Source organism: Streptomyces sp. NPDC027672 (genome assembly GCF_055566335.1).
The window spans coordinates 54651-74329 of sequence record NZ_JBVHSO010000013.1 but is presented as its reverse complement, the minus strand read 5'-3'; the positions used below and the strand labels follow the sequence as shown (position 1 = coordinate 74329).

Annotated in this window: 14 protein-coding genes; 4 read left to right on the top strand and 10 right to left on the bottom strand. The window is 76.1% G+C overall.

The window, feature by feature from the left end:
* Positions 1-134 precede the first annotated feature (134 nt).
* On the top strand, positions 135-965 hold the full coding sequence (locus tag ACZ4SV_RS28195; protein WP_468007447.1) for a PaaX family transcriptional regulator: 831 nt from the start codon (positions 135-137) through the stop codon (positions 963-965).
* Here ACZ4SV_RS28195 and ACZ4SV_RS28190 read toward each other — a convergent pair.
* Genes ACZ4SV_RS28190 through ACZ4SV_RS28175 form a run of 4 tightly spaced genes read right to left on the bottom strand, consistent with a single transcriptional unit; the run spans position 956 to position 4748 of the window.
* On the bottom strand, positions 956-1411 hold the full coding sequence (locus ACZ4SV_RS28190; RefSeq protein WP_468007445.1) for a MaoC family dehydratase: 456 nt from the start codon (positions 1409-1411) through the stop codon (positions 956-958). The genes ACZ4SV_RS28195 and ACZ4SV_RS28190 overlap by 10 nt on opposite strands.
* Positions 1408-2931: an acyl-CoA synthetase gene (locus tag ACZ4SV_RS28185; RefSeq protein WP_468007443.1), complete on the bottom strand. Its 1524-nt coding sequence runs from the start codon at positions 2929-2931 to the stop codon at positions 1408-1410. Before ACZ4SV_RS28185 ends, ACZ4SV_RS28190 begins: the two co-directional genes overlap by 4 nt.
* Before the next feature lie 12 nt (positions 2932-2943).
* Positions 2944-3819 (bottom strand): amidohydrolase family protein, encoded by an 876-nt coding sequence (locus ACZ4SV_RS28180; protein ID WP_365879716.1) that lies wholly within the window; start codon positions 3817-3819, stop codon positions 2944-2946.
* Between the two features lie 11 nt (positions 3820-3830).
* On the bottom strand, positions 3831-4748 hold the full coding sequence (locus tag ACZ4SV_RS28175) for an SDR family NAD(P)-dependent oxidoreductase (RefSeq protein ID WP_468007442.1): 918 nt from the start codon (positions 4746-4748) through the stop codon (positions 3831-3833).
* A gap of 229 nt (positions 4749-4977) precedes the next feature.
* On the opposite strand from ACZ4SV_RS28175, the gene ACZ4SV_RS28170 reads away from it, so the two are divergent.
* The 3 genes from ACZ4SV_RS28170 (at position 4978) to ACZ4SV_RS28160 (ending at position 8298) form a co-directional block, all read left to right on the top strand.
* Complete coding sequence (locus tag ACZ4SV_RS28170) at positions 4978-5403, top strand: MarR family winged helix-turn-helix transcriptional regulator (protein WP_468007670.1); 426 nt, start codon at positions 4978-4980, stop codon at positions 5401-5403.
* 199 nt (positions 5404-5602) lie between these two features.
* On the top strand, positions 5603-6913 hold the full coding sequence (locus ACZ4SV_RS28165) for an MFS transporter (protein WP_468007440.1): 1311 nt from the start codon (positions 5603-5605) through the stop codon (positions 6911-6913).
* Positions 6910-8298, top strand: a complete 1389-nt coding sequence (locus ACZ4SV_RS28160) for an alpha/beta hydrolase family protein (protein ID WP_468007438.1) — start codon at positions 6910-6912, stop codon at positions 8296-8298. The genes ACZ4SV_RS28165 and ACZ4SV_RS28160 overlap by 4 nt, the downstream gene beginning before the upstream one ends.
* Before the next feature lie 72 nt (positions 8299-8370).
* On the opposite strand, the gene ACZ4SV_RS28155 is transcribed toward ACZ4SV_RS28160, so the two are convergent.
* The 6 genes from ACZ4SV_RS28155 to ACZ4SV_RS28130 form a co-directional block, all read right to left on the bottom strand.
* The gene (locus tag ACZ4SV_RS28155; protein ID WP_468007436.1) at positions 8371-8970 is read right to left on the bottom strand and encodes a DUF1203 domain-containing protein; all 600 of its coding nucleotides are present in this window, start codon (positions 8968-8970) and stop codon (positions 8371-8373) included.
* Positions 8971-9069: 99 nt separating this feature from the next.
* Positions 9070-10785 carry a thiopeptide-type bacteriocin biosynthesis protein gene (locus ACZ4SV_RS28150; protein ID WP_468007434.1) on the bottom strand — a complete coding sequence of 572 codons (1716 nt, stop codon included), beginning with the start codon at positions 10783-10785 and terminating at the stop codon, positions 9070-9072.
* A 7-nt stretch (positions 10786-10792) separates the two neighbouring features.
* Positions 10793-13231: a TOMM precursor leader peptide-binding protein gene (locus tag ACZ4SV_RS28145; protein WP_468007432.1), complete on the bottom strand. Its 2439-nt coding sequence runs from the start codon at positions 13229-13231 to the stop codon at positions 10793-10795.
* Positions 13228-15354, bottom strand: a complete 2127-nt coding sequence (locus ACZ4SV_RS28140) for a hypothetical protein (RefSeq protein ID WP_468007430.1) — start codon at positions 15352-15354, stop codon at positions 13228-13230. Before ACZ4SV_RS28140 ends, ACZ4SV_RS28145 begins: the two co-directional genes overlap by 4 nt.
* Complete coding sequence (locus tag ACZ4SV_RS28135) at positions 15351-16538, bottom strand: hypothetical protein (RefSeq protein ID WP_468007428.1); 1188 nt, start codon at positions 16536-16538, stop codon at positions 15351-15353. Before ACZ4SV_RS28135 ends, ACZ4SV_RS28140 begins: the two co-directional genes overlap by 4 nt.
* On the bottom strand, positions 16535-19558 hold the full coding sequence (locus ACZ4SV_RS28130) for a lantibiotic dehydratase (RefSeq protein ID WP_468007426.1): 3024 nt from the start codon (positions 19556-19558) through the stop codon (positions 16535-16537). Before ACZ4SV_RS28130 ends, ACZ4SV_RS28135 begins: the two co-directional genes overlap by 4 nt.
* Positions 19559-19679 lie beyond the last annotated feature (121 nt).

Genomic DNA, 19679 nt, shown 5'->3' with positions numbered 1-19679 from the left:
GGAGCGACACCGGCGCGCTGCCGGGTCCGCCGGAGGTCGGGCGGCGCGGCGGCGGTCCCGCCCGGTGCCCGCGGGCGCCCGTTCCCTCGTACCACCAGGTCACGGAAGTGATCGACGGGAGTACGGTGGGCCGCGTGACCTCGGAAGACTCGCTGCGGCCCCAGTCCCTCATGCTCACCTTCCTGGGCGATCAGGTGCTCGGCCGGGACGTCTGTGTGTACTCGGGCAGTGTCATCGACGTCTTCGCCCGCGCGGGCATCGGGGAACAGGCGACGCGCTCCACGCTGACCCGCATGGTCCACCGTGACCTGCTGCGGCGTCAGCGCGAGGGCCGCCGCATGTACTTCGGTCTCACCGAGCACTCGGCGGCCGTCCTGCGCGACGGCGAGCACCGCATCTGGCGGACCGGCGCCGTCAACCGCGACTGGGACGGCACCTGGACCCTGCTCGGCTTCTCGCTGCCCGACTCCTGGCAGCGCCAGCGTCACGACCTGCGCTCCCGGTTGACCTGGAGCGGTTTCGGCCCACTGTTCAACGGCCTGTGGATCGCGCCCGGCGCGGTGGACGTGACGTCACTGGTGGCCGAGCTGGGCCTGTCCGCCCATGTGAAGGTGTTCCGCGCGCACGCCGACACCGGCACGGACATCGCCGCGATGATCGAGGAGACCTGGGAACTGTCCGACCTGGCCGCCCGCTACACGGCGTACCTGCGGCGCTGGGAGCCGTGGGAGACCCGCCTGCCGGACGCCGACGACGCGCTCGTCCTGCGGCTGCGGCTCCAGGCCGAGTGGCTGCGGCTCGTCCGCCGCGACCCCCGGCTGCCGGTCGGGCACCTGCCGCACGACTGGCCGGCGCAGCGGGCCGAGAAGACGTTCCGGGCGGTGCACGACCGGCTCACACCGCTCGCGGACGCCGCCGCGGAGCGCCTCCTCGACCTGGTGCCCGTGCGCGCGGCTCAGACGTAGAAGCGGGACAGGCTCCGCAGCACGGCCGCCGGCTTGCCGCCGCCCTCGATCTCGAGGGTGCCGTCGACGGCGATCTGCACCCCGCCCGGCACGTCCTCGACCTCGGCCAGCCTCGCGGCGAGCCGGATCCGCGACCCGGCCCGCACCGGCGCGGGGAAACGGACCCGGTCCAGGCCGTAGTTGACCTTCGTCGTGACGCCCCGGACGTCCAGCAGCTCGGTGAAGAGCGGGATGAAGAGGGACAGGGTGAGGTGGCCGTGCGCGACGGGAGCGCCGAAGGGGCCGTCCTTGGCCCGCTCGGGGTCCACGTGGATCCACTGGTGGTCGCCGGTGGCGTCGGCGAACAGGGTGATGCGCTCCTGGGTGACGTCGATCCACCCGCTGGTGCCGAGGTCGCCGCCGGCCAGCTCCTTGAGTGCGTCGATGCCGTGGACGGTGATGCTCATGGGGCTTTCCTTACCTGGGAGGCGGAGCCGTACCGCTCGCGCAGACGGGACTTCAGGAGCTTTCCGGAGGCGGTGCGCGGGAGTTCGTCCGCGACCACCAGCGACTTCGGGATCTTGTACTTGGCGAGGCGGCCGGCCAGGGACGCGAGGATGCCGGCGGGGTCGGGCGAGGCGCCCTCGCGGGGCACGACGACCGCGCGCGGCACCTCGCCCCACTTGTCGTCCGGTACGCCGATGACCGCGCACTCGACGATGTCCGGGTGGGCCAGGAGCAGTTCCTCGATCTCGGCCGGGTAGACGTTCTCCCCACCGGAGATGATCATGTCCTTGATGCGGTCGACGATGTAGACGTAGCCGTCCTCGTCGACGCGCGCCGCGTCCCCGCTGCGGAACCAGCCGTCGGCGAAGGCGGCGGCCGTCTCCTCGGGCAGCCCCCAGTAGCCGGGCATGACGTGCGGCCCGCGCACGACGACCTCGCCGGTCTCGCCGACGCCGACCGGGGTGAGGTCCGGGCGCACCACCCGGGCGTCGCTGAAGAAGTGCGGCACCCCGGCCGAGCCCGCCTTGCCGACCGCGTGCTCGGCGTCCAGGAACAGCGTGCCGGGCGCGGCCTCGGTCATGCCGTAGCCCTGGAGGAAGGTGAGCCCGCGCTCCTGGTACGCCGCGATCAGCGGGGCCGGCACCGGCGAACCGCCGCACGTCAGGATCCGCAGCGAGGACAGGTCCGCCTCCGCCCAGCGCGGGTGCCGGGCCATCAGGTCGAACATCGTCGGCACCCCGAACATGAAGGTGATCCGGTGCCGTTCGACCAGGCCGAGGACGGCGGCCGGGTCGAAGGACTCGACCAGGACGCAGGTGCCGCCCTTGAGCAGGACCGGCAGGGTGAGCATGTTCAGGGCGGCGGTGTGGAACAGCGGCGCGCAGACCAGGGCGCGTTCCGCGGCGATCAGATCGTGGTCGACGAGGACGTTGACCGCGTTCCAGGTGAGGTTGCCGTGGGTGAGCACGGCGCCCTTGGGACGGCCGGTCGTCCCGGAGGTGTACATGATGAGGCAGATGTCGTCGGGACCGACCGGTTCGTCGATCGGGTCCTCGGGGGCCTCGGCGAGCGCCGCCTCGTACGCGGTGCCGACCTCGACGCGGGTCCGCAGGCCGGTGCCGGCCGGCAGCCCGTCCACGAGTTCCGCGTACCCGGGCCCGTGGACCAGGACCGCGGCCCCGCAGTCCGTGAGCTGGTAGGCGATCTCGGGCCCGGCGAGACGGGTGTTGAGCGGCACGAAGACCGCGCCGAGCATGCCCGCCGCGAACAGGGTCTCCAGGTAGGAGGGGTGGTTCGGGCCGAGGTAGGCGATGCGGTCACCGCGCCGTACGCCCCGGGTGCGCAGGGCGTGGGCGAGGCGGGTGGTGCGGGCGTACAGGGTGAGGTAGTCGGTCGGCCGCCCGTCGTGGAGCAGGGCGGTGCGGTGGGGGGTCTTGCGGGCCCGGCGCACGGGCCACGACCCCAGTCCCTCGTTGCGCATCGTCGCGCCCCTTCACGGTGTCGTCAGGCCGAGCAGCCGGGCGGCGTTCTCCTTGAGGATCTTCGGCCGCACCTCGTCCTTGACCGGCAGCTCTCGGAAGTCGGCGAGCCAGCGGTCGGGGGTGAGGACGGGGAAGTCCGAACCGAACAGCACCTTGTCCTGCAGCAGCGAGTTGGCGTACCGCACGAGCTGCGGCGGGAAGTACTTCGGCGACCAGCCGGACAGGTCGATGTGCACGCCCGGCTTGTGCGTGGCGACGGCGAGGGCCTCGTCCTGCCAGGGGAACGACGGGTGCGCCAGGATGATCTTCAGGTGCGGGAAGTCGGCGGCGACGTCGTCGACGTACAGGGGGTTGGAGTACTTCAGCCGGATGCCGCCCCCGCCGGGGACGCCGGCGCCGATGCCGGTCTGCCCGGTGTGGAACAGCGCGATGGTGCCCGTCTCCTCGATCACCTCGTACAGGCCGTACGCCAGCGCGCGGTCGTTGGGGAAGAAGCCCTGGATGCTGGGGTGGAACTTGAAGCCCTTCACGCCGTACTCCGCGACCAGGCGCCGGGCCTGCCGTACCCCCGCCCGGCCCCGGTAGGGATCGATCGAGGCGAAGGGAATGAGCACGTCGGCGTGGGCGGCGGCCGCTTCGGCGACCTCCTCGTTGGGCACCGGCTCGGTGCCGGTCGCGGACTCGGCGTCCACCGTGAAGATCACGGCGGCCATGTTCCGCTCGCGGTAGTAGGCGGCCGTCTGCGTGAGGGTCGGCTTCCGCTCGCCCTCGACCTTGAAGTAGGCGGAGGAGGCGGCGTGCAGGCCGTCGTCCAGCGAGGAGTGGCCGCGCGAGGAGACCTCCGCGTGGGTGTGGACGTCGATCGCGACGAGTCCGTCGAGGTTCATGGCGGGGGCCATCACGCCTCCGGCAGCTTCGGCGCCGGGATGCCGGCCGTCTCGGGCTCGGCGCCGACGGAGGTGTGCCAGACGCCGGCCAGGGCCTCGGCGGTCCAGCCGCCGTCGGCGTAGGCGGCCCGGATCTCCCGCGGGTGCGACCACAGCGTCACCTTGTCGCCGCCGATGCCGATGGCCTGGCCGGTGATGCCGCGGGCGGCGTCCGAGGCGAGGAAGGGCACGAGGGCCGCGCAGTCCTCGGGGGTGCCGAAGCCCTCGCCCTTGCGCAGGAAGTCCGGCAGCGGCTCGCCGTTCCTCATCGCCTCGACGTACGGGGCGAAGGCGGGGATGGTCTCGGTCATCGCGGTGGCGGCGACCGGCACGATCGCGTTGACGGTGATGCCGGCGCGGGCCAGTTCCAGCGACCAGGTGCGGGCCATGGCGACGATCCCGGCCTTGGCGGCGGCGTAGTTGGTCTGTCCGAAGTTGCCGCGCTGACCGGCCGGGGAGCCGACCAGGACCAGGGTGCCGCCCTCGCCCTGCTCGCGCATCCGCACGGCGGCGGCGCGGGCGCAGGTGAAGGTGCCCCTCAGATGTGTGGTGACCACGGCGTCGAAGTCGTCGTCGGTCATCTTCCACAGGACCTTGTCGCGCAGGATGCCGGCGTTGGTGACGAGCACGTCCAGTCGCCCGAACGCCTCGACCGCGCGGGCGACCAGCCGGTCCGCGGCCTGCGCGGTGCCGACGGCGGCCGCCTCGGCGACGGCGGTCCCGCCGGCCTCGGTGAGGGACTTCGCGGCCGCCTCGGCCACGGCCCCGTCGATGTCGTTGACGACCACGGAGGCGCCGTGGGCGGCCAGGACGCGGGCGTAGGCGAGGCCGAGTCCCCGGCCGCCGCCGGTGACCACGGCGACCTTGCCGGTCAGATCAATGCTGGGCACGAGCGAGTCCCTTCGGGAGGGGGTGCGCCTGCGAGACGCACTGGGTGCGGTTCGCAATCGAAGCTAAGAGCAATAGTTGTTGAGGTCAATAGTTGTGGCCGACCGGTCGATGCGACAATCTGGGGCCGTACGCAGAACGCCCCCGCGCGGGGCCTTGACCAGGGAGTCCGCCATCGCCCGCGAGCAGCACGCCACGAACCCCGCTCCGATCGACGCGCACGAGCCGTGGATGCGCGCACTGCGCGCCGATACGGGCTACCTCCTGTACCGCCTGGGCCTGCGCTCCGGGCAACTGTTCAACGCCTCCCTCCAGGAGTCGGGGCTGCGCCTGCGCCACTACGCCGTGCTGCGCTTCCTCGCCACCTCCGGCGGCGCCCTCCAGCGCGAGCTGAGCGCGCGGCTCGGCTACGACCCGAGCGCGATCGTCGGCCTGGTCGACGACCTGGAGAAACCGGGCTTCGTCGAGCGCCGCCCCGCCCCCGACGACCGGCGCAGCCGGATCGTCGTCCTGGCCGAGGCCGGCCGCGCCTTCCTGCGCGACACCGACGAGGCGGCCCAGCGCGTGACGAACGAGCTGCTGGGGCCGCTCACGCCGGCCGAACGGGAGGCGCTGCACGCGCTGCTGCTGCGGCTGGCGGAGGGCGGCCTCGGCTGACCGGATCCAGGCGGCGGGGGAGAGGTCGATGTCGTGCAGATGATTGACGGCCGTCGCGTTAGTGCCTAACTTCACCGGGGTGCCGGCGCGGTCCCCCGCCGGCACCCCGAGCCACGGCATCAGGGAGCGCCTCGTGCAGCCATCCCCCTCCTCCGCCGGACAACCCTCCCCTCCCCAACCACCGCCGGACCCACGGCAGTTGCGTCGCGTCGCACTGTCCGGACTGCTCGGCACGGCCGTCGAGTTCTACGACTTCCTCGCCTACGGCACCGTCGCCGCGCTCGTCTTCGGCGACCTGTTCTTCCCCGCCGCCGACCCCGCGGCCGGCACCCTCGCGGCCTTCGGCACCTTCGCCGCGGGCTATGTCGCCCGCCCGCTGGGCGGCATCGTCTTCGGCCACTTCGGCGACCGGCTCGGCCGCAAGTCGATGATGCTGCTGACCATGACCGTGATGGGCTGCGGCAGCTTCCTCATCGGCGTCCTGCCGACGTACGGCACGATCGGCGTGTGGGCGCCCACGCTGCTGATCGCCCTGCGCGTCGTCCAGGGCATCGCGATCGGCGGCGAGTGGGGCGGCGCCACCCTGATGGTCGTCGAACACGCCGAACACGCCCGCAGTCCGCGCCGCGGACTGTGGTCCGGCCTCACCCAGCTCGGCGCCCCGCTCGGCTCCGTGCTCTCCGCCGGCACCGTCACCCTGGTCTCCGCGCTGCCCGACGACCAGTTCCGTGCCTGGGGCTGGCGCGTGCCCTTCCTGCTGAGCATCGTCCTGCCGGCCACCGGCCTGTTCGTGCGCCGCAAGATCGCGGAGAGCCCGCTGTTCGCACGGGCGCGCCGGGAACCGGCGGCACGGCCGCCGCTCGTGGAGGTGCTGCGCCGGCCGGGACCCGTGCTGCTCGCCGCCTGCGCCGGCATCGGGGCCTTCACGGCCCAGTCGCTGCTGACCGGCTTCATGATCTCCTACGCGGTCGACCACGGCTACGCCCGGCCGCAGGTGCTCGGCGCCGTGACCGTCGCCTCCTGCGTGGCGCTGCTCGTGCTGCCCGCCGCCTCCGCGCTGTCCGACCGGGTGGGCCGCCGCCCCGTGATCCTCGCCGGCGCCGTCGCCTCGGCCGCCCTCGCCTTCCCCGTGCTCGCCCTGGTGGACTCCGGCTCCCCGGGCCTGCTGATCCTCGCCCTCGTCCTCGGCCACGGCCTCGCCCAGTCCACGATGTACGGACCGCTCGGCGCCCTGCTCACCGAGCTGTTCGGCACCCGCGTCCGCTACACCGGCGCCTCCCTCGGCTACCAGGCCGCGACCCTGGCCGGCGCCGGGTTCTCACCGCTGATCGCCGGCAGCCTCGTCGCCTCCTCCGGCGGCAGCGGCACGCCCGTCGCCCTGCTGCTGTGCGGCGGCGCCGCGGTCACCGCACTGGCCGTATGGCGCCTGCGCGAGACACGCACCGCCGCCCTGGACCCCACCGCCCACCGCACCGCCGCCCCCACCACCCCTGAAGGGACACCCCGTTGAGGACCCGCACCCGCACCGCCGTACTGACCCTGATCCTGAGCGCGGCCGCCGCCCTGCCCGCCCTGCCCGCGCGGGCCGCCACCGACAGCCACCTCACGGGCCGGCTCCCCTCCGGCGCCGCGTACCTGATGGACGTGCCCGCCGCCTGGAACGGCACCGTCCTCCTCTACAGCCACGGCTACCGCGCCGTCGGCTGGTCCAACCCCGCCGAGAACGCGCCCGCCCCGGACACCCGCGACAAGCTGCTCGGCGAGGGCTACGCGCTCATCGGCTCCTCGTACGCGACGAACGGCTGGGCCGTGACGGACGCCGTACCCGACCAGCTCGCCACGCTCGACCTGTTCACGGAGAAGTTCGGCCCGGCACGGCGGACCCTGGCCTGGGGCACCTCCTACGGCGGACTGGTCACGACGACGCTCGCCGAGCGGCACGCCGGCCGCTTCGACGGCTCGCTGTCGATGTGCGGGCTCGTCCAGGGCGGCGTCGCCAACTGGAACAGCACACTCGACCCGGTGTTCGCGCTGAAGACACTGCTGGCGCCCGGCTCCGGCATCCCGCTCACCGGCTTCGCCGACCAGCCGGCCGCGCGGAACGCCGCCGACGCGCTCACCGCGCATACCGACGCCGCCCAGCGGACTCCCGAAGGCCGGGCCCGCATCGCGCTCGCCGCCGCCCTGCACGACATCCCCGTCCACAACGACGCCGCGCAGACCAAGCCGCGGCCGGCCGACTGGGACGCCCAGCAGGCCAACCAGTACCAAGCCGTACGAGGTCTCCTCCAGGTCCCCGCCTTCGGCTGGCGGCAGGAGGCCGAGAGCCGGGCCGGCGGCAACCCCTCCTGGAACACGGGCGTCGACTACACGGCCATGCTCCGCCGCTCGCCCCTGTACAAGGAGGTCACCGAGCTGTACAAGGAGGCGGACCTGTCCCTGCGCGGCGACCTCGCGCGTCTCCACCGGGCACCGCGGATCTCCGCCGACGTCCCGGCCGTACGGTGGATGCGGCGCACCAGCGTCTTCACCGGCCGGCTGACCCACCCCCAACTCGACATCCACACCACCGGCGACGCGCTCATCCCGGTGCCGTCCGAGAGCGCCTACCGGCGGGCCGCCACCGCAGCGGGCGCGGGCCCGCTGCTCAGTCAGGCCTACGTCGACGGCCCCGGACACTGCGCCTTCACCACGGGCGAGACGCTCGCCGCCCTGCACACCCTGGAGCACCGCCTGGACACGGGCCACTGGGACACCGCGCCCGGCACCCTCAACTCCCGCGCCCACCAGGCCGATCCCACGACCGAGGCCCGTTACGCGCCCTACCGCCCGGCGCCCTACCCGAGGCCCTACGACCTCGCCCACCCCGGGGACAGCGAACCCACGAAGGCGTGACGCGACGGTGCGGACCGGCCGGGTGGCTCAGGGGTCTCCCGGGCGGAGGACCCGCGGGCGGCGGCGAGACCGCTACGAGGCGACCGTGCGCCCGGCGGACGCCGGAGCGTGGCCGCGGCCGGCGGACCGAGGCGCCGCGGACCGGGACCGGGCCGACGGGCCGGGCCTGCGCACCTCGTACTGGAAGCAGCCGAACTCCACCGCCCGCACGTGCACGAGCGCGACCGCGGGGTCGGCGAAGGCCGCGTCCAGCGCCTGGTCCACGGTGAGCTGGGCCTGCCGCAGGTCCTTGGGCAACCGCACGACCGCGCCCCCCAGGATCCGGCCGCCACCGCTGTAGCGGCGGAAGACGCGCAGCGCCCCCGTCTCCGCGAACGGATAGCCGCCCGCCGGATCCGGGCCCTGGCAGCGGCCGATGTGGATGAAGACCGGACCCACCTCGTCGTAGGCCCCCGGGTCGGCGCCCGTCTGTGCGGCCCACCGGCGCAGCGGGGCGTACGACACCAGCGAGATGCGCTCACCGGCACGGCTGCGGCGCAGGCAGCAGCGCAAGGGCGCTCCGTCCATGTCGTACACGTAAGGACGGGGGACCACACCGGCGTCGTCGCCCTGCCGCAGCTCCTCCAGAACGTGCGGAGGGATGGCGGCCGGCTGATACGTCACTGTCGTCATGCACCCAGACTGCGCGGCGCCCGGCACCGGTGCTGGCGGGAATCAGACATCAGGTTCCGGACAGGGCCCTTACGGACAGTCTGTGGCCGGTGCTCGTCGTCAGGGTGCTGGGCGGCCCAGGGGGAGGAGGTACTGGACCGGCTCGTCCAGGCCGTCGAGGCCGAGGAGTTCGTGGGCCAGGTCGTCGTGGAGGCCGCCCAGCGGGACGGTGGACAGGCCGAACGCCGCCGAGGTGAGCAGCAGGTTCTGCGCGAGGTGGCCGGCCTCCAGCAGACCCAGCCGCAGCGCCCGCAGGCCGTAGCGACCGCGCAGCAGACGGAGATCCAGATGGACCGCGAGCACCGCCGGGGCCTCGTCGATGCCCACCGCGTCCGGGTCGTCCGCCGGCCGCGAGAGGTACGACGACAGCGCCTTCAAGTCGGCGACGGCCGGCGCCGGGCCGATCGGGAGCAGGGCGCGGCGCTCCGGCACACAGTGGTACGTGCCCGCGGCCAGCCCCGCGACGTCCAGCGCCACCAGGCGCACCCGCACGCTGTAGAGGGCGCCGGCGCTGGGGTACGGGCGGTGCCGCAGGGTGCGTACGGTGCCGTCGGCGAGGGGCTGGTGGGTCGTGTGGCTCTCGGCGTACGCGGACCACAGCACCCCGCCCAGGGTCTCCGCGTCCAGCGGTCCGTGCAGCGGCCCGCGCGCGGAGACGCGCCGGCGCAGCGTCTCGGCGAACGACAGCTCCGGCAACGCGGCGGCGGGCAAAAGGCGTTCGGCCGCCAGCCGGGCCGCCGAGGGAGCCGGCGGCGGCGACAGGTCGCGCAGCGCGGTGTCCTCGGCCCGCCCGATGCGGAACTTGCTGCGCTCCAGGTACTGGTAGTCGGCCGCGCGGTGCCCGGCGGGGAAGAACCCCGGGGCGTCCTCGGTCTCCAGCAGGGTGCGGGCCGCGAGGTGGCACACGGCCCGTTCCTCGTCGGGCGTCACACCGAGCCGGTTGAACAGCATGTGCAGTTGGGAGGCCCACACCCAGGGCAACCGGGCGTCCTGCCCGGCGGGCACGGCGTCCCGCAACCGGGCGTCCGCGGCACCGACCCGGCGCACCCACTCCGCGAGCCACGGCGCGGCCGTGCCCGTGTCCAGAGCGGTGCGCAGGGCCCCGGCCCGCCGCACCAGGCCCGGCCGCTGGGCGGCGAACACCGAGTTCACCCGGGAGTGGACGGCGGCCCCGGGCAGCGGTTCCACCTCGGTGATCCAGCGCCAGGAGGCGGCGTGCCGGCGCAGCCAGCCCGCGGCCCGCAGTTCGTCCAGGCCGAGCGCGTGGGCGGTGGCATGCGCGAGGTCGAGGGCGAGCGGGAGCCGGGCGGCACGGTCCGGGGTCGCGCGCAGGGCCTCGACGGCCGCCCGGGTGGAGTGGGCGAACAGCTCCTCGGCGAGGGGCAGCGCGGCGGGGCCGCCGTACCGCTCGGTCTCCGGGACGTAGGGCACCTCGCGCACCTCGCCGTGCCGCAGCGGCCAGGGGCCGGTGAACTCCGCCGGCCGGGCCGCCGCCGACTCCGCGAGCCTTGACGGCAGTCCGGCCGCCGCAGCCGCGGGCAGCGGGCCCCGGAAGCGGATGCGCAGATGGGGGCCGCCCTCGCCGTAGCGGATGAAGAACCAGGCGGCGCCCGGGCCGGCGGTCAGTGCGTCCATCAGCGGGGCGAGGTCCTCGGTGACGAACGCGTCCGTCCCCGCGCCGCCGGTGTGCAGCGCGAGGTGGAGGCTGTGCCAGGGGAGCGCGGAGTCCTCGGGCGCGGCCCCGGCGGCGGCCGGGCGGGGGCGGGCGGTCGTCATCGCGTCCTCACGGGAAGGGGTGGGGGTGCAGGGGCAGTTCGTCGCGGCGCGGCGGCCGGCCGGTGCGGCCCAGCCGGTGGGGCACCTCCAGCAGCCGGTCGAGTCCGGCGGTACGGCGGTTGACGTGCCCGAAGGTCATCGGCAGCGTGCCGGGGACGATCACCTTGGCGCAGTGCAGGCCCAGCCGGTCGCGTACGCCGGGCTCGTCCTGGGTGACCGCGACGACCTCCAGGCCCTCGGCGGCCAGCCGTGCGACGGTGCGGTCCAGCAGCCGGGTCAGGTCGGTCACCGGCTCGGGCGCCCCCGGCCACCTCTCGTGCCACGGCACCTCCGCGGGACCGGCGGACAGGAAGTCCAGCCGGGGTTGCGCCTCGGGCAGCGTGTTGAGCCCGACGTGGTCGTCCAGGTCCAGCACCAGCTCGGGGCGGTCCAGCATCGGCCGCAGCCGCTCCGGGTCCCGGGGGCCTCCCGAGGCCGAACGGCGGGCGGCCTCCTGGACGTTGGTGACCACCTCCGCCACCGCCGACCGGATCGCCACCCGGGGATCGTGGTGGGCCCCGGCGGCCAGGAACGCGCGGGGCGCGCCGGGATGCGTGCCCTCGTAACGGCAGAGCGAGATCACCGCCGGGACGCCCAGGTCGTTGGTCGCGTCCAGCAGGGTCAGGCGGTAGCGCAGCAGTGCGGCGCGGTCGGCGAGGGCGGTGACCTCGGGGTCGTCGGCGGGGACCGTGACGCGGGGCAGCGGGGTGCGCGCGTACCAGGCCATCAGGAAGGCGTCGCGTTCGGCGACCTCGAACAGCCCGTACAACGCGGCCTCTTGGGGACTGTTGCCCAGTCCGCAGCCGTTGGAGGACTCGTACACCACCCGGGGCCGGTCCGGGCCCGGCACGTCCCAGTACGCCACGTGCTCCGGCACCGCCAGCGCGCGGCGCTCGGTGAGCGACCAGCCGTACACCCAGTCGAGCGCGAGATCCGGCGCGTACGGCACGGTCCGCCGCGCGGGGTGGCCGGCGAACTCGGGGTCCGGCAGGCCGAGCCGGACGGGGTCGAGCACGGCGTGCCCGCCCGCGGCGACGAGATCGGCGTACGAGGCGCGCAGCACGGTACGGCGGCCGAGGGGCCGCATCCCGGCGAACCGCTCCACGCTCTCGAACAGGGCGATCCGTTCGCTGGACTCGAAGTCGCCCGACCGGCCGTACCCTCCGTCGTCCACCGAGCGGCCGTCCGTCACCCAGGCCGTGGTCAGCGCGAACGCGGAGTCCTCGGACCGGAAGAGCCGGCGCACCGGTCCGAACCGCTCGTCGTGCAACGCGTCCCGCAACTGGGCGTGCGTGGTGCGGGTGTTGGGGCCGCGCAGCACCGACGGGTCGGGCAGCGGCCGGGGTTCGGCCGGCAACCGGGCGCCCTCGGGTGAGTCGTCCGGCAGCGGCCGGCACACCGGGCAGCCCCCGACCGGCCGGACACGGTGGCTGGACCAGGTGTACCGGTCACCGTGGAGAACGTGGACGACGGCCCGGTCCTCGACCCCGGACGGGCCGGCCGTGCCGGAACCGGACGCGCCGGGACCGGACGCCAGGGGGGCGGCCCCGGACGGGTCGGTTGCGAGCGGGTCGGTTCTGGGCGGGCCGGTTGGCGGGCCGGGACTGGGTGGCTCCGGTGTGAGCGGGCCGGTCGCGTGTCCGTCGTGGCGGTCGGTGGCGGGGGGCTCTGGTCCGAGCCGGCCGGCTGCGCCTCGGTCCTGCCGGTCGGCGGCGGGCGGTTCGGGTCTGAGCGGGTCGGCCCCGGACGGGTCGGCTGCGAGCAGGCCGGTCCGGGGCGGGTCGGTTGCGCGCGGTCCGGGACCGGGCGGGTCGGTTGGCAGGCCGGGACTGGGTGGTTCCGGTGGGAGCGGGCCGGTCGCGTGTCCGTCGTGGCGGTCGGTGGCGGGAGGCTCCGGTCCGAGCGGGTCGGCCGCGTCTCGGTCCTGCCGGTCGGCGGCGGGCGGTTCGGGTTTGAGCGGGTCGGCCCCGGACGGGTCGGCTGCGAGCGGGCCCGTTGCGGGTGGGTCGGTTGCGCGCGGGCCGGTCCCGGGTGGGCCGGCCGTCAGCAGGTCCGCCGCGAGCCGCAGTGCCGCTTCGGCCAGCGGCGGGGTCCCGGTGCCGCCGAGTGCCAGCCGCGGGCTGTGCCACGGCACCCGGCCGCCCGCCGTGGCCAGCCGCTGGTGCTCCGCACAGGCGACGCAGGCCCGCGCCCCGGGGTGCAGCACGGGCCCGATCACGGTCAGCGCCCCGTCCTCGCGCACCGGCACGAACCGCACCGGGTGCGCCAGGGCGTGCCGGCTGAGCCGCTCGGCCAGCGCGAGGTCCCACTCCGTCAGCCGCACCACGGCGGACCCGTGGACGGTCGCGAGCGCAGCCGCCGGATCGAGAACCGGGACGGGGAGGCCATACGCGTCCGGGGCGTTCATCGAGTACCTCCGGTTCCAGTGAGGACCGTGAACCCGGACGCGCGCAGCGCCTCGGCGAGAGGCGAGCGGCCGGTGTCCCGCCACGGTGGGGGCCACGCGCCCGTCAAGCGGCGCAGCGCGGCACGCAGGGCCGGCTCCCGTTCGGCGATCCCGGCCAGCCAGACATCGGCCCAGCCCTCGTCCGCCCAGCCGGCCGGTTCGGCACCGGCCGCGGCGAGCGGGGCCGCGGCGCCGCTGAGCGCAGTGTGCCGCGCGGCGCCCGGCGCGTGCTCCGCCGCCATCACGCGGGTGACCGCGTCCAGCGCGGCGAGGGCCACGGCGTCGGCCGCGGTCGCCTCGACGGCCCGGCTCACCGTGCCGTGGCCGGCGCCGGTACCTCCGCCGGTCGGCCGGACCCGGACGACGGCCGCATAAACGTCTTCGGCACCGAGTCGCCGGACCGACAACTCGGCGGCGTGGCCCATGCGTTCGGTCAGCACGGTCCACCAGTGGCGGGCCTGCGGGTGCGTGCGCCAGGCGTCGTCCGCGACGCCGTCCGCGGCGGCCGGTCCCGCCTCCGGCGCGGGCTGTACGGCTTCCCGGTCCATGCCGGCCAGGACGGCGCGGCGCAGCGCCCGGCCGTGGGCGTGGTCGGGGTCCGCTCCGACGACCGGTGCCGAGGAGCCGTCGCCCAGGGCGAGTTCGGCGGCCCGGCAGGCCGCTTCCAGCCGGGCGAGGTCCGCCCGTACCGCCCCGGCGACCAGCAACCCCGCCGGGGTCCGGCACGCCACGAGCGACGCGGGGAGCTGCGGCAGGTCCGCGGGCAGCGGTGCGTCGAGCACGCCGAGACGCGGGTCGCCCAGCTCCGTGACCCGGCGCAGGGCCTCCGCGAGGTCCGGCGCGGGCGGGGCGTCCGGCCGGCGGCGGGCGGCGCGCGGGGCCCCGGCCCACGGGTGGTACGTCGCTTCCGGCGGGTCGGTCCGGGCGATCAGGACGGCCGGATGCCGGGCCGCCGCCGTGCGGGAGGTGTCCTCGGGCCCGGCGGGATCGGGCAGGCCGGCGACGGCCGCGAGCAGCCGTCCGGCCGCCGCGCCGGCGAGCAGCGCGGCCTGCGTGCGCGACGGCCCGCCCGCCCCCGCGACCGCCCGCCGGGGCGCCCCCGCACCGGCGGACGTCCGGGACGGCGTGGTGCCGGTTCCGGTGCCGACGTCGGTGGCCGTGCCGGCTCCGGCCGTGTCGTCGGTGCCGAGGCGGGCGGCGATGGCGGCGGCGTCGCGGCGGGCACGTCGCGCGGGCCCGGGCTCGGTGACGAAGCCGCCGTCGGCGGCGCAGGACACGGCCAGGGCCACGGCTCCGGACGGCGCGTCGGCGGTGACCACGGCCTGGTCCGGGGGCAGTCGGCGGTCGATGGTGACCCGAGGCGCCGCCCCGGAGCGGCGCAGCGCCTGGACAAGGCTCACGGCGAGCGGGCCCCGCGGGTCCGGTGCGGCGACGACCGGCCGCGCGGTCCGGATCGCGTCGACCGCCTGCGCCGGGTGGGCGGCCGACGCACCGGGCCAGGGCGGGAGTTCGGCGCCGTCCGGGTACTCGACCAGCAGGTCGTGCTCGCGCAGCCGGGCCGTCAGCGTGGCGAGCGCGGCCTCCACCCGGGGGTCGACCGGCTCACCCACGGCGTCCTCGGCCAGGGTGCCGACGCCGTCCGCCGGGTGCTCCACGACGAGCGGGTCCGCACCGGGTGACTCCGTGGTGACCCGGTCGGTTCCGGGCGACTCCGTGGTGAGCGGGTCCGCACCGGGCGTCTCCATGGTGAGCCGGTCGGTTCGGGGCGACTCCATGGTGAGCCGCTCGGAACCGGTCGGCTCCGTGGCGAGCCGGTCGGCGAGCAGCCGCCACAGGGCCGGCAGCGCGCGGCTGCCCTCCAGCGTGACGCCGACGCCACGGCCGCGCAGGTGCAGGCCCGCGAGCAGCGGGGTGACGGTCACGCCGGGCCGCAGCCGCAGCCGCAGCCGTCGTACCGGCCCCGACTCCGGCAAGGGCCCGGCGGCAGGGGCTGCTTGGGGTGCCGGCTGGGCGGGCTCCGGGCCCGGGACGGGGTGGTCCGGCGGGCTGTCCGGCGGGCCCGCCGCGGCGGGAGCGGTCGTCATGCCGGACCCTCCACCGCTGCGATCACCTCGTCGACGCGGGCCTGCCAGGTGTGCCCGGTGAGCTCCGGCACCGCGCGCACGAGCAGGTGCGCGGCGAGGTAACGCTCCACGGGCCGTACGTCGCAGATCGCGAACAGCCGGTAGAGCGCGTTCGTACAGGCCCGGTAGATCAGGTAGTCGGGCCGGCTCCACATCGTGCCCCGCGGGTCCGCGCGGCGCAGCCGACGGTGGAACTCGCTGTACCGGGTGCGTGCCTCCCGGTCCCAGCGTTCGGCCACCGCCGGGTCGCCGAGCGCCGCCGCCCGGTCGCGGTACTCGCGCGGGTCCCCGGCGAGGTCCGCGCCCGCGGCCAGCCGTCCCTCCGTGATGCGCCACGCCTCGGCGGACCAGTCGGCCCAGGCGCGCTCCCAGCCGGCCGCCCCGCCGTCCGCGATCCGCCCGACCAGGGCGGTGACGGCCGGCCCCGTGGCCTCCCACCGGCGTTCGAAGGCCGCCCGCAGCCGCCCGCCCTCGTCCTCGTACGTCAGGAAGTCCTCCAGGTGCGAGACGAACGAATAGTGGCCGCCGATCAGCCCTTCCGGATGCGCCGCGGCGTGCGCGGCCAGCGCAGCGACCGCGAGCTGCACCCGGGCGGCGGGCGCGTCGCCGTGCCCGCCGAGGAACGCACACCCGCTCTCCAGCGCCGGCAGGCCCAGCGCCAGCAGGTCGTCGCGGAGCCGGACCCCGTCGGGCCCGATCAGGGCGCGCAGGGACGACTGGTCGACCGGTTCGACGCGGACCGTGCCGTCAGGTACCAGCGGACCGTACGGCGGGGCGATCAGCTCGGCGCGGCCGGCCACCGCGGCCCGGGCGAGGAGTTCGGCCTCGGTGACGCGGGCGCCCGGGGGACGGCCGGCGGTCCGGCTCCGCAGGGTGGCCGCGGTGCGCTCGGCGACGGCGGCGACCGGGCCGGGCGTCCCGCGCAGCCGGAGCCGCACGTGCGGGCCGTACAGCCAGTGGCGCTCGACGTGCGCGGTCAGCCCGTCGGCGGTGGCCCCGCGGGCCAGCGGCAGCACCACCTCGCGCAGCAGCGGGGCCTTGTCCTCGCGGTAGTCGTACAGCACCACGTCGAGGGCCCCGGTGGAGCCGGGCACCGCCGGGTCGGCGGGGGCGGCGGCGCGGTCGGGGCCGGCCGGGGCGTTCATCGGGTGCCTCCTGTGCGGGGTACGGGCTCGGTGGCGGCGCGGCCCGCGGTACGGCGGCGGGCCGGGCGGTATGTCTCGACGACGGACTCGACGGCGTGGGCGGGCCGGTCCCGGCCGCCGAAGGCGGGCAGAGCCTCCTCCAGGACGACGCCCTCGGGGTGGCGCGCCAGCCAGGTGCCCAGGCAGCGCAGGTGCAGCGCGTTGCCCAGGTCGAGCGCCTGCGGCTTGGGCGCCCGCAGCCGTGCGACGAAGTCGTCGACGGCGCGTCCGGCCGGGGGCCGCGGCACCGGGTGCACGAACAGCTGTTCCGGCAGGTCCAGCAGGGCCCGCCAGCGGGCCACGGCGGCGGCCGGCACCGCATGGTCCCGCGCGGCGGCCGGCATCTCCCGCTCCTCCGCGGCGAGGTCCGCGCGCAGCGCGTCCAGCGCGCCCGGGCCGAGGTGCCAGCGGCGCCGCGCCAGCACCAGATGGCGGTGGCGCAGCCGTGCCGTACGGACCACCTGGCCGCCCGGCGCGGCCAGGATGTGCCGGGGCAGCAGCGGGCGGAAGTCCACCACCCCCGCCGGGTGGTCGCAGAGGTACGGCGCGAGCCGCTGCGGCAGCATGACCGGGGCGAGGAAGCCCAGGTAGAGCACGTCCAGCAGGTCGCCGCTCGCCCGTACCCGGAACCGCAGCCGGTCGGAGGCCGGGTCGTGGACGAGATCGAGGTCGGCCTCGGCGAGGGCCGTCCGGCCGCGGTCGGGGCCGATCTCCTCGGCGAGCAGCAGCGGGTGCAGGTTCGCGTTGAACCCGCCCACCGGCCGGATCTGCGCCGCCCGCGCGCCCATGAGGCCGCGCCGGACGCGCTCACCGACCGCGGCCGCGGCGCTCGCCGGCAGGGCGTCGAGGAAGCGGCTGGTGAACCGGCCCCAGCCGCCGTAGACATGGTTGACGCACAACAGGCCCTCCTCGTACGCCCGTTGGACGAAGCAGGAGTAGCTGAGCGGCCGGGCGGCCGTCCAGTCGGGCAGCCGGGCGGCGAGGGCGCGGACGGGCCCGGCCGGCAGGACGATCTCGGGGGCGCCCTGTCCGTCCGGCCCCGCCGCCTCTCGCGCCAGTACGGCGAACTCCTCGCGCAGTCGCGCCAGTCCGGCCAGTCCGGCAGGCAGCTCGGGGTCGTCGGACCGCCGGGCCATATGGCGGCCGGACTCCTCCCAGGCGGCGGCGGTGTCGGCGCCGAAGTCCCACGGGTCACGGCAGACGCCGCCCACTCCGTACCGGGCGACGAAGCGGTCCCGGGCGACCCGGCTCATCACCTGTCCGAGGTCGAACAGCTCCGCCAGCGCGGTGAGTTCGGTGAGCGCGGTGTGATCGGCCGGGGTGAGCGGATCGTACCCGGCGGGCCCGTCCGCGTACGGCACTCCCGTAGCGCGTTCGCCGGTGTCCGGCGCGGTCGGTGGTTGTCCGTCCAAGTGCGGTGCGGGGAATGGGTGGTTGAGCGGGTCCGGTGTGGCGGACGGGTGCCCGTGCGGATCCGGTGCGGGGAACGGGTGTCCGTGCGGGTCCGGTGCGGCCGGCGGGCGGCGTGGGGACAGGAGGACGGGGACGACGACGTCCTCGGTGAGGACCGTCAGCGGGGCCGCGCCGGACGGGACGGGCCGGCCGGCGTCGGCCAGCAGTTCGTGCCAGCGGCCGGTCAGGGCGGCGAGCAGGGCGGGGCGCTCGATGGCGGGGGCGTCGCGGAACCGCCCTGTGTCCTGGGCGAGCCGGGCGATCCGGTCGGCCAGGGCGGCGTCCGCGGGCCAGGCGCGCAGCCAGTCGGCGAGTGCCAGGAGGACAGCCGGGTGCTGCGGGTCGACGGGATCGGCGGGCACGAGCAGTCCGGAGTCGGCGAGCCGGTCCACGAACTGCGCGACGGCGGAGTCGCCGGCCGTGCGTCCCAGCCCGGCCGCGAGCCGGGCGGTCAGCGTGCCGAGGGCCAGCGGACCGTCGGCGAGGGCGGCGGCCAGCGAGTCCAGCGCGGGGCGGGCGGCCACCTCGACCGCGTCCTCCTGGCTGACCAGGTACCGGCCGCCGGCGAACAGCGCCTCCGCTCGGGCGAAGCGGGCCCGCCCGTCGGCCACCCGCGCGGTGCTCGTCAACCGGTGGGGGAGGGCACGGCGGCGGCGCGGCTCGTCGAGCAGGGCCGCGGTGAGCGCGGTGACGAGCGTGCGGTTCTCCTTGACGACGGAGACGGGGGCGGTGGGCGCCGTACCGGGCGCGGACGCGGAGGCGGCCGTGGCGGCGGCACCGGCCCTGGTGACGAATGGTTCGGCCGCCCACCCGACGGCCGTGAACCACGACAGGGGACTGGTCTTCGTACTGGCCCGCAGGGCGTGCCGGAGGACCGAGGCCTCCTCCTTGCGTGCCCGCCGCCCGGTCGCGTCCCGGCCGGCCCGGCCGACCGCCCGCAGCAGGTCGGCGCTGGTCAGGGCGACGGCGCGGGCGAAGGCAGGTGAACGGCAGAGGTCGGCGAGCGCGGCGCGCTCGACGGCCAGGGCGGGCGGGACGGCCGTGCCCAGCTCGGCGAGCAGCCGGGCGCGCGTCTCGCGCAGGGCGAGCCACTCGGCGAGCCGCGGCACCCGGCCGGGAAGGGTGCCGAGCCGGCCGAGGAGGGCGGGGCGGGGCTCACGGCCGTTGTGCAGGGCGCGGCGGAGCGGCAGGACCACCTGGCGGTGGAAGTCCTCGTCGTGGGTGGCGCGCGCGGCGAAGAGGTCGTCGCACAGGGCGGTCCGCAGACCGGCGTCCCGGGTGGCCAGGGCGGTGAGCCGGGAGAGCAGGGCCCGTACGGCGGCAGAAGGGGCGGTCTCGGCGGGGTACGCGAGCAGGGTCGTACGGACCAGGGCGTACGGCGCCGTCCGCTCGTACGGCTCCGCCGCGCCGCAGCCGTCCACCTCGTCGGACGGGTCCGCCGGGGCGTCTGCCGCGACCGGTCCGGACGGGCCGGCCCGTCCGGGCGGCGGCACGCGCACCGGGGCTGCCGGCGGGACGGGGTACGACATGACAGGGGCTCCCGGCGTACGGCTCGGAGGGCGGACGGGATCGACGTAGCGGACGGGATCGACGGCACGGACGGGAGTGGCGGAGCGAGCCGGGTTGACGCGCACCGGACCCGCGCGGACC

Bases quoted from the DNA above. Each gene is read 5' to 3' on its own strand.
- ACZ4SV_RS28140 (WP_468007430.1), bottom strand. From the start codon at position 15,354: ATGACGACCGCTCCCGCCGCGGCGGGCCCGCCGGACAGCCCGCCGGAC.
- ACZ4SV_RS28135 (WP_468007428.1), bottom strand. From the start codon at position 16,538: ATGAACGCCCCGGCCGGCCCCGACCGCGCCGCCGCCCCCGCCGACCCG.
- ACZ4SV_RS28170 (WP_468007670.1), top strand. From the start codon at position 4,978: ATGCGCGCACTGCGCGCCGATACGGGCTACCTCCTGTACCGCCTGGGC.
- ACZ4SV_RS28190 (WP_468007445.1), bottom strand. From the start codon at position 1,411: ATGAGCATCACCGTCCACGGCATCGACGCACTCAAGGAGCTGGCCGGC.
- ACZ4SV_RS28150 (WP_468007434.1), bottom strand. From the start codon at position 10,785: ATGACGACCGCCCGCCCCCGCCCGGCCGCCGCCGGGGCCGCGCCCGAG.
- ACZ4SV_RS28130 (WP_468007426.1), bottom strand. From the start codon at position 19,558: ATGTCGTACCCCGTCCCGCCGGCAGCCCCGGTGCGCGTGCCGCCGCCC.
- ACZ4SV_RS28180 (WP_365879716.1), bottom strand. From the start codon at position 3,819: ATGAACCTCGACGGACTCGTCGCGATCGACGTCCACACCCACGCGGAG.
- ACZ4SV_RS28145 (WP_468007432.1), bottom strand. From the start codon at position 13,231: ATGAACGCCCCGGACGCGTATGGCCTCCCCGTCCCGGTTCTCGATCCG.
- ACZ4SV_RS28185 (WP_468007443.1), bottom strand. From the start codon at position 2,931: ATGCGCAACGAGGGACTGGGGTCGTGGCCCGTGCGCCGGGCCCGCAAG.
- ACZ4SV_RS28155 (WP_468007436.1), bottom strand. From the start codon at position 8,970: ATGACGACAGTGACGTATCAGCCGGCCGCCATCCCTCCGCACGTTCTG.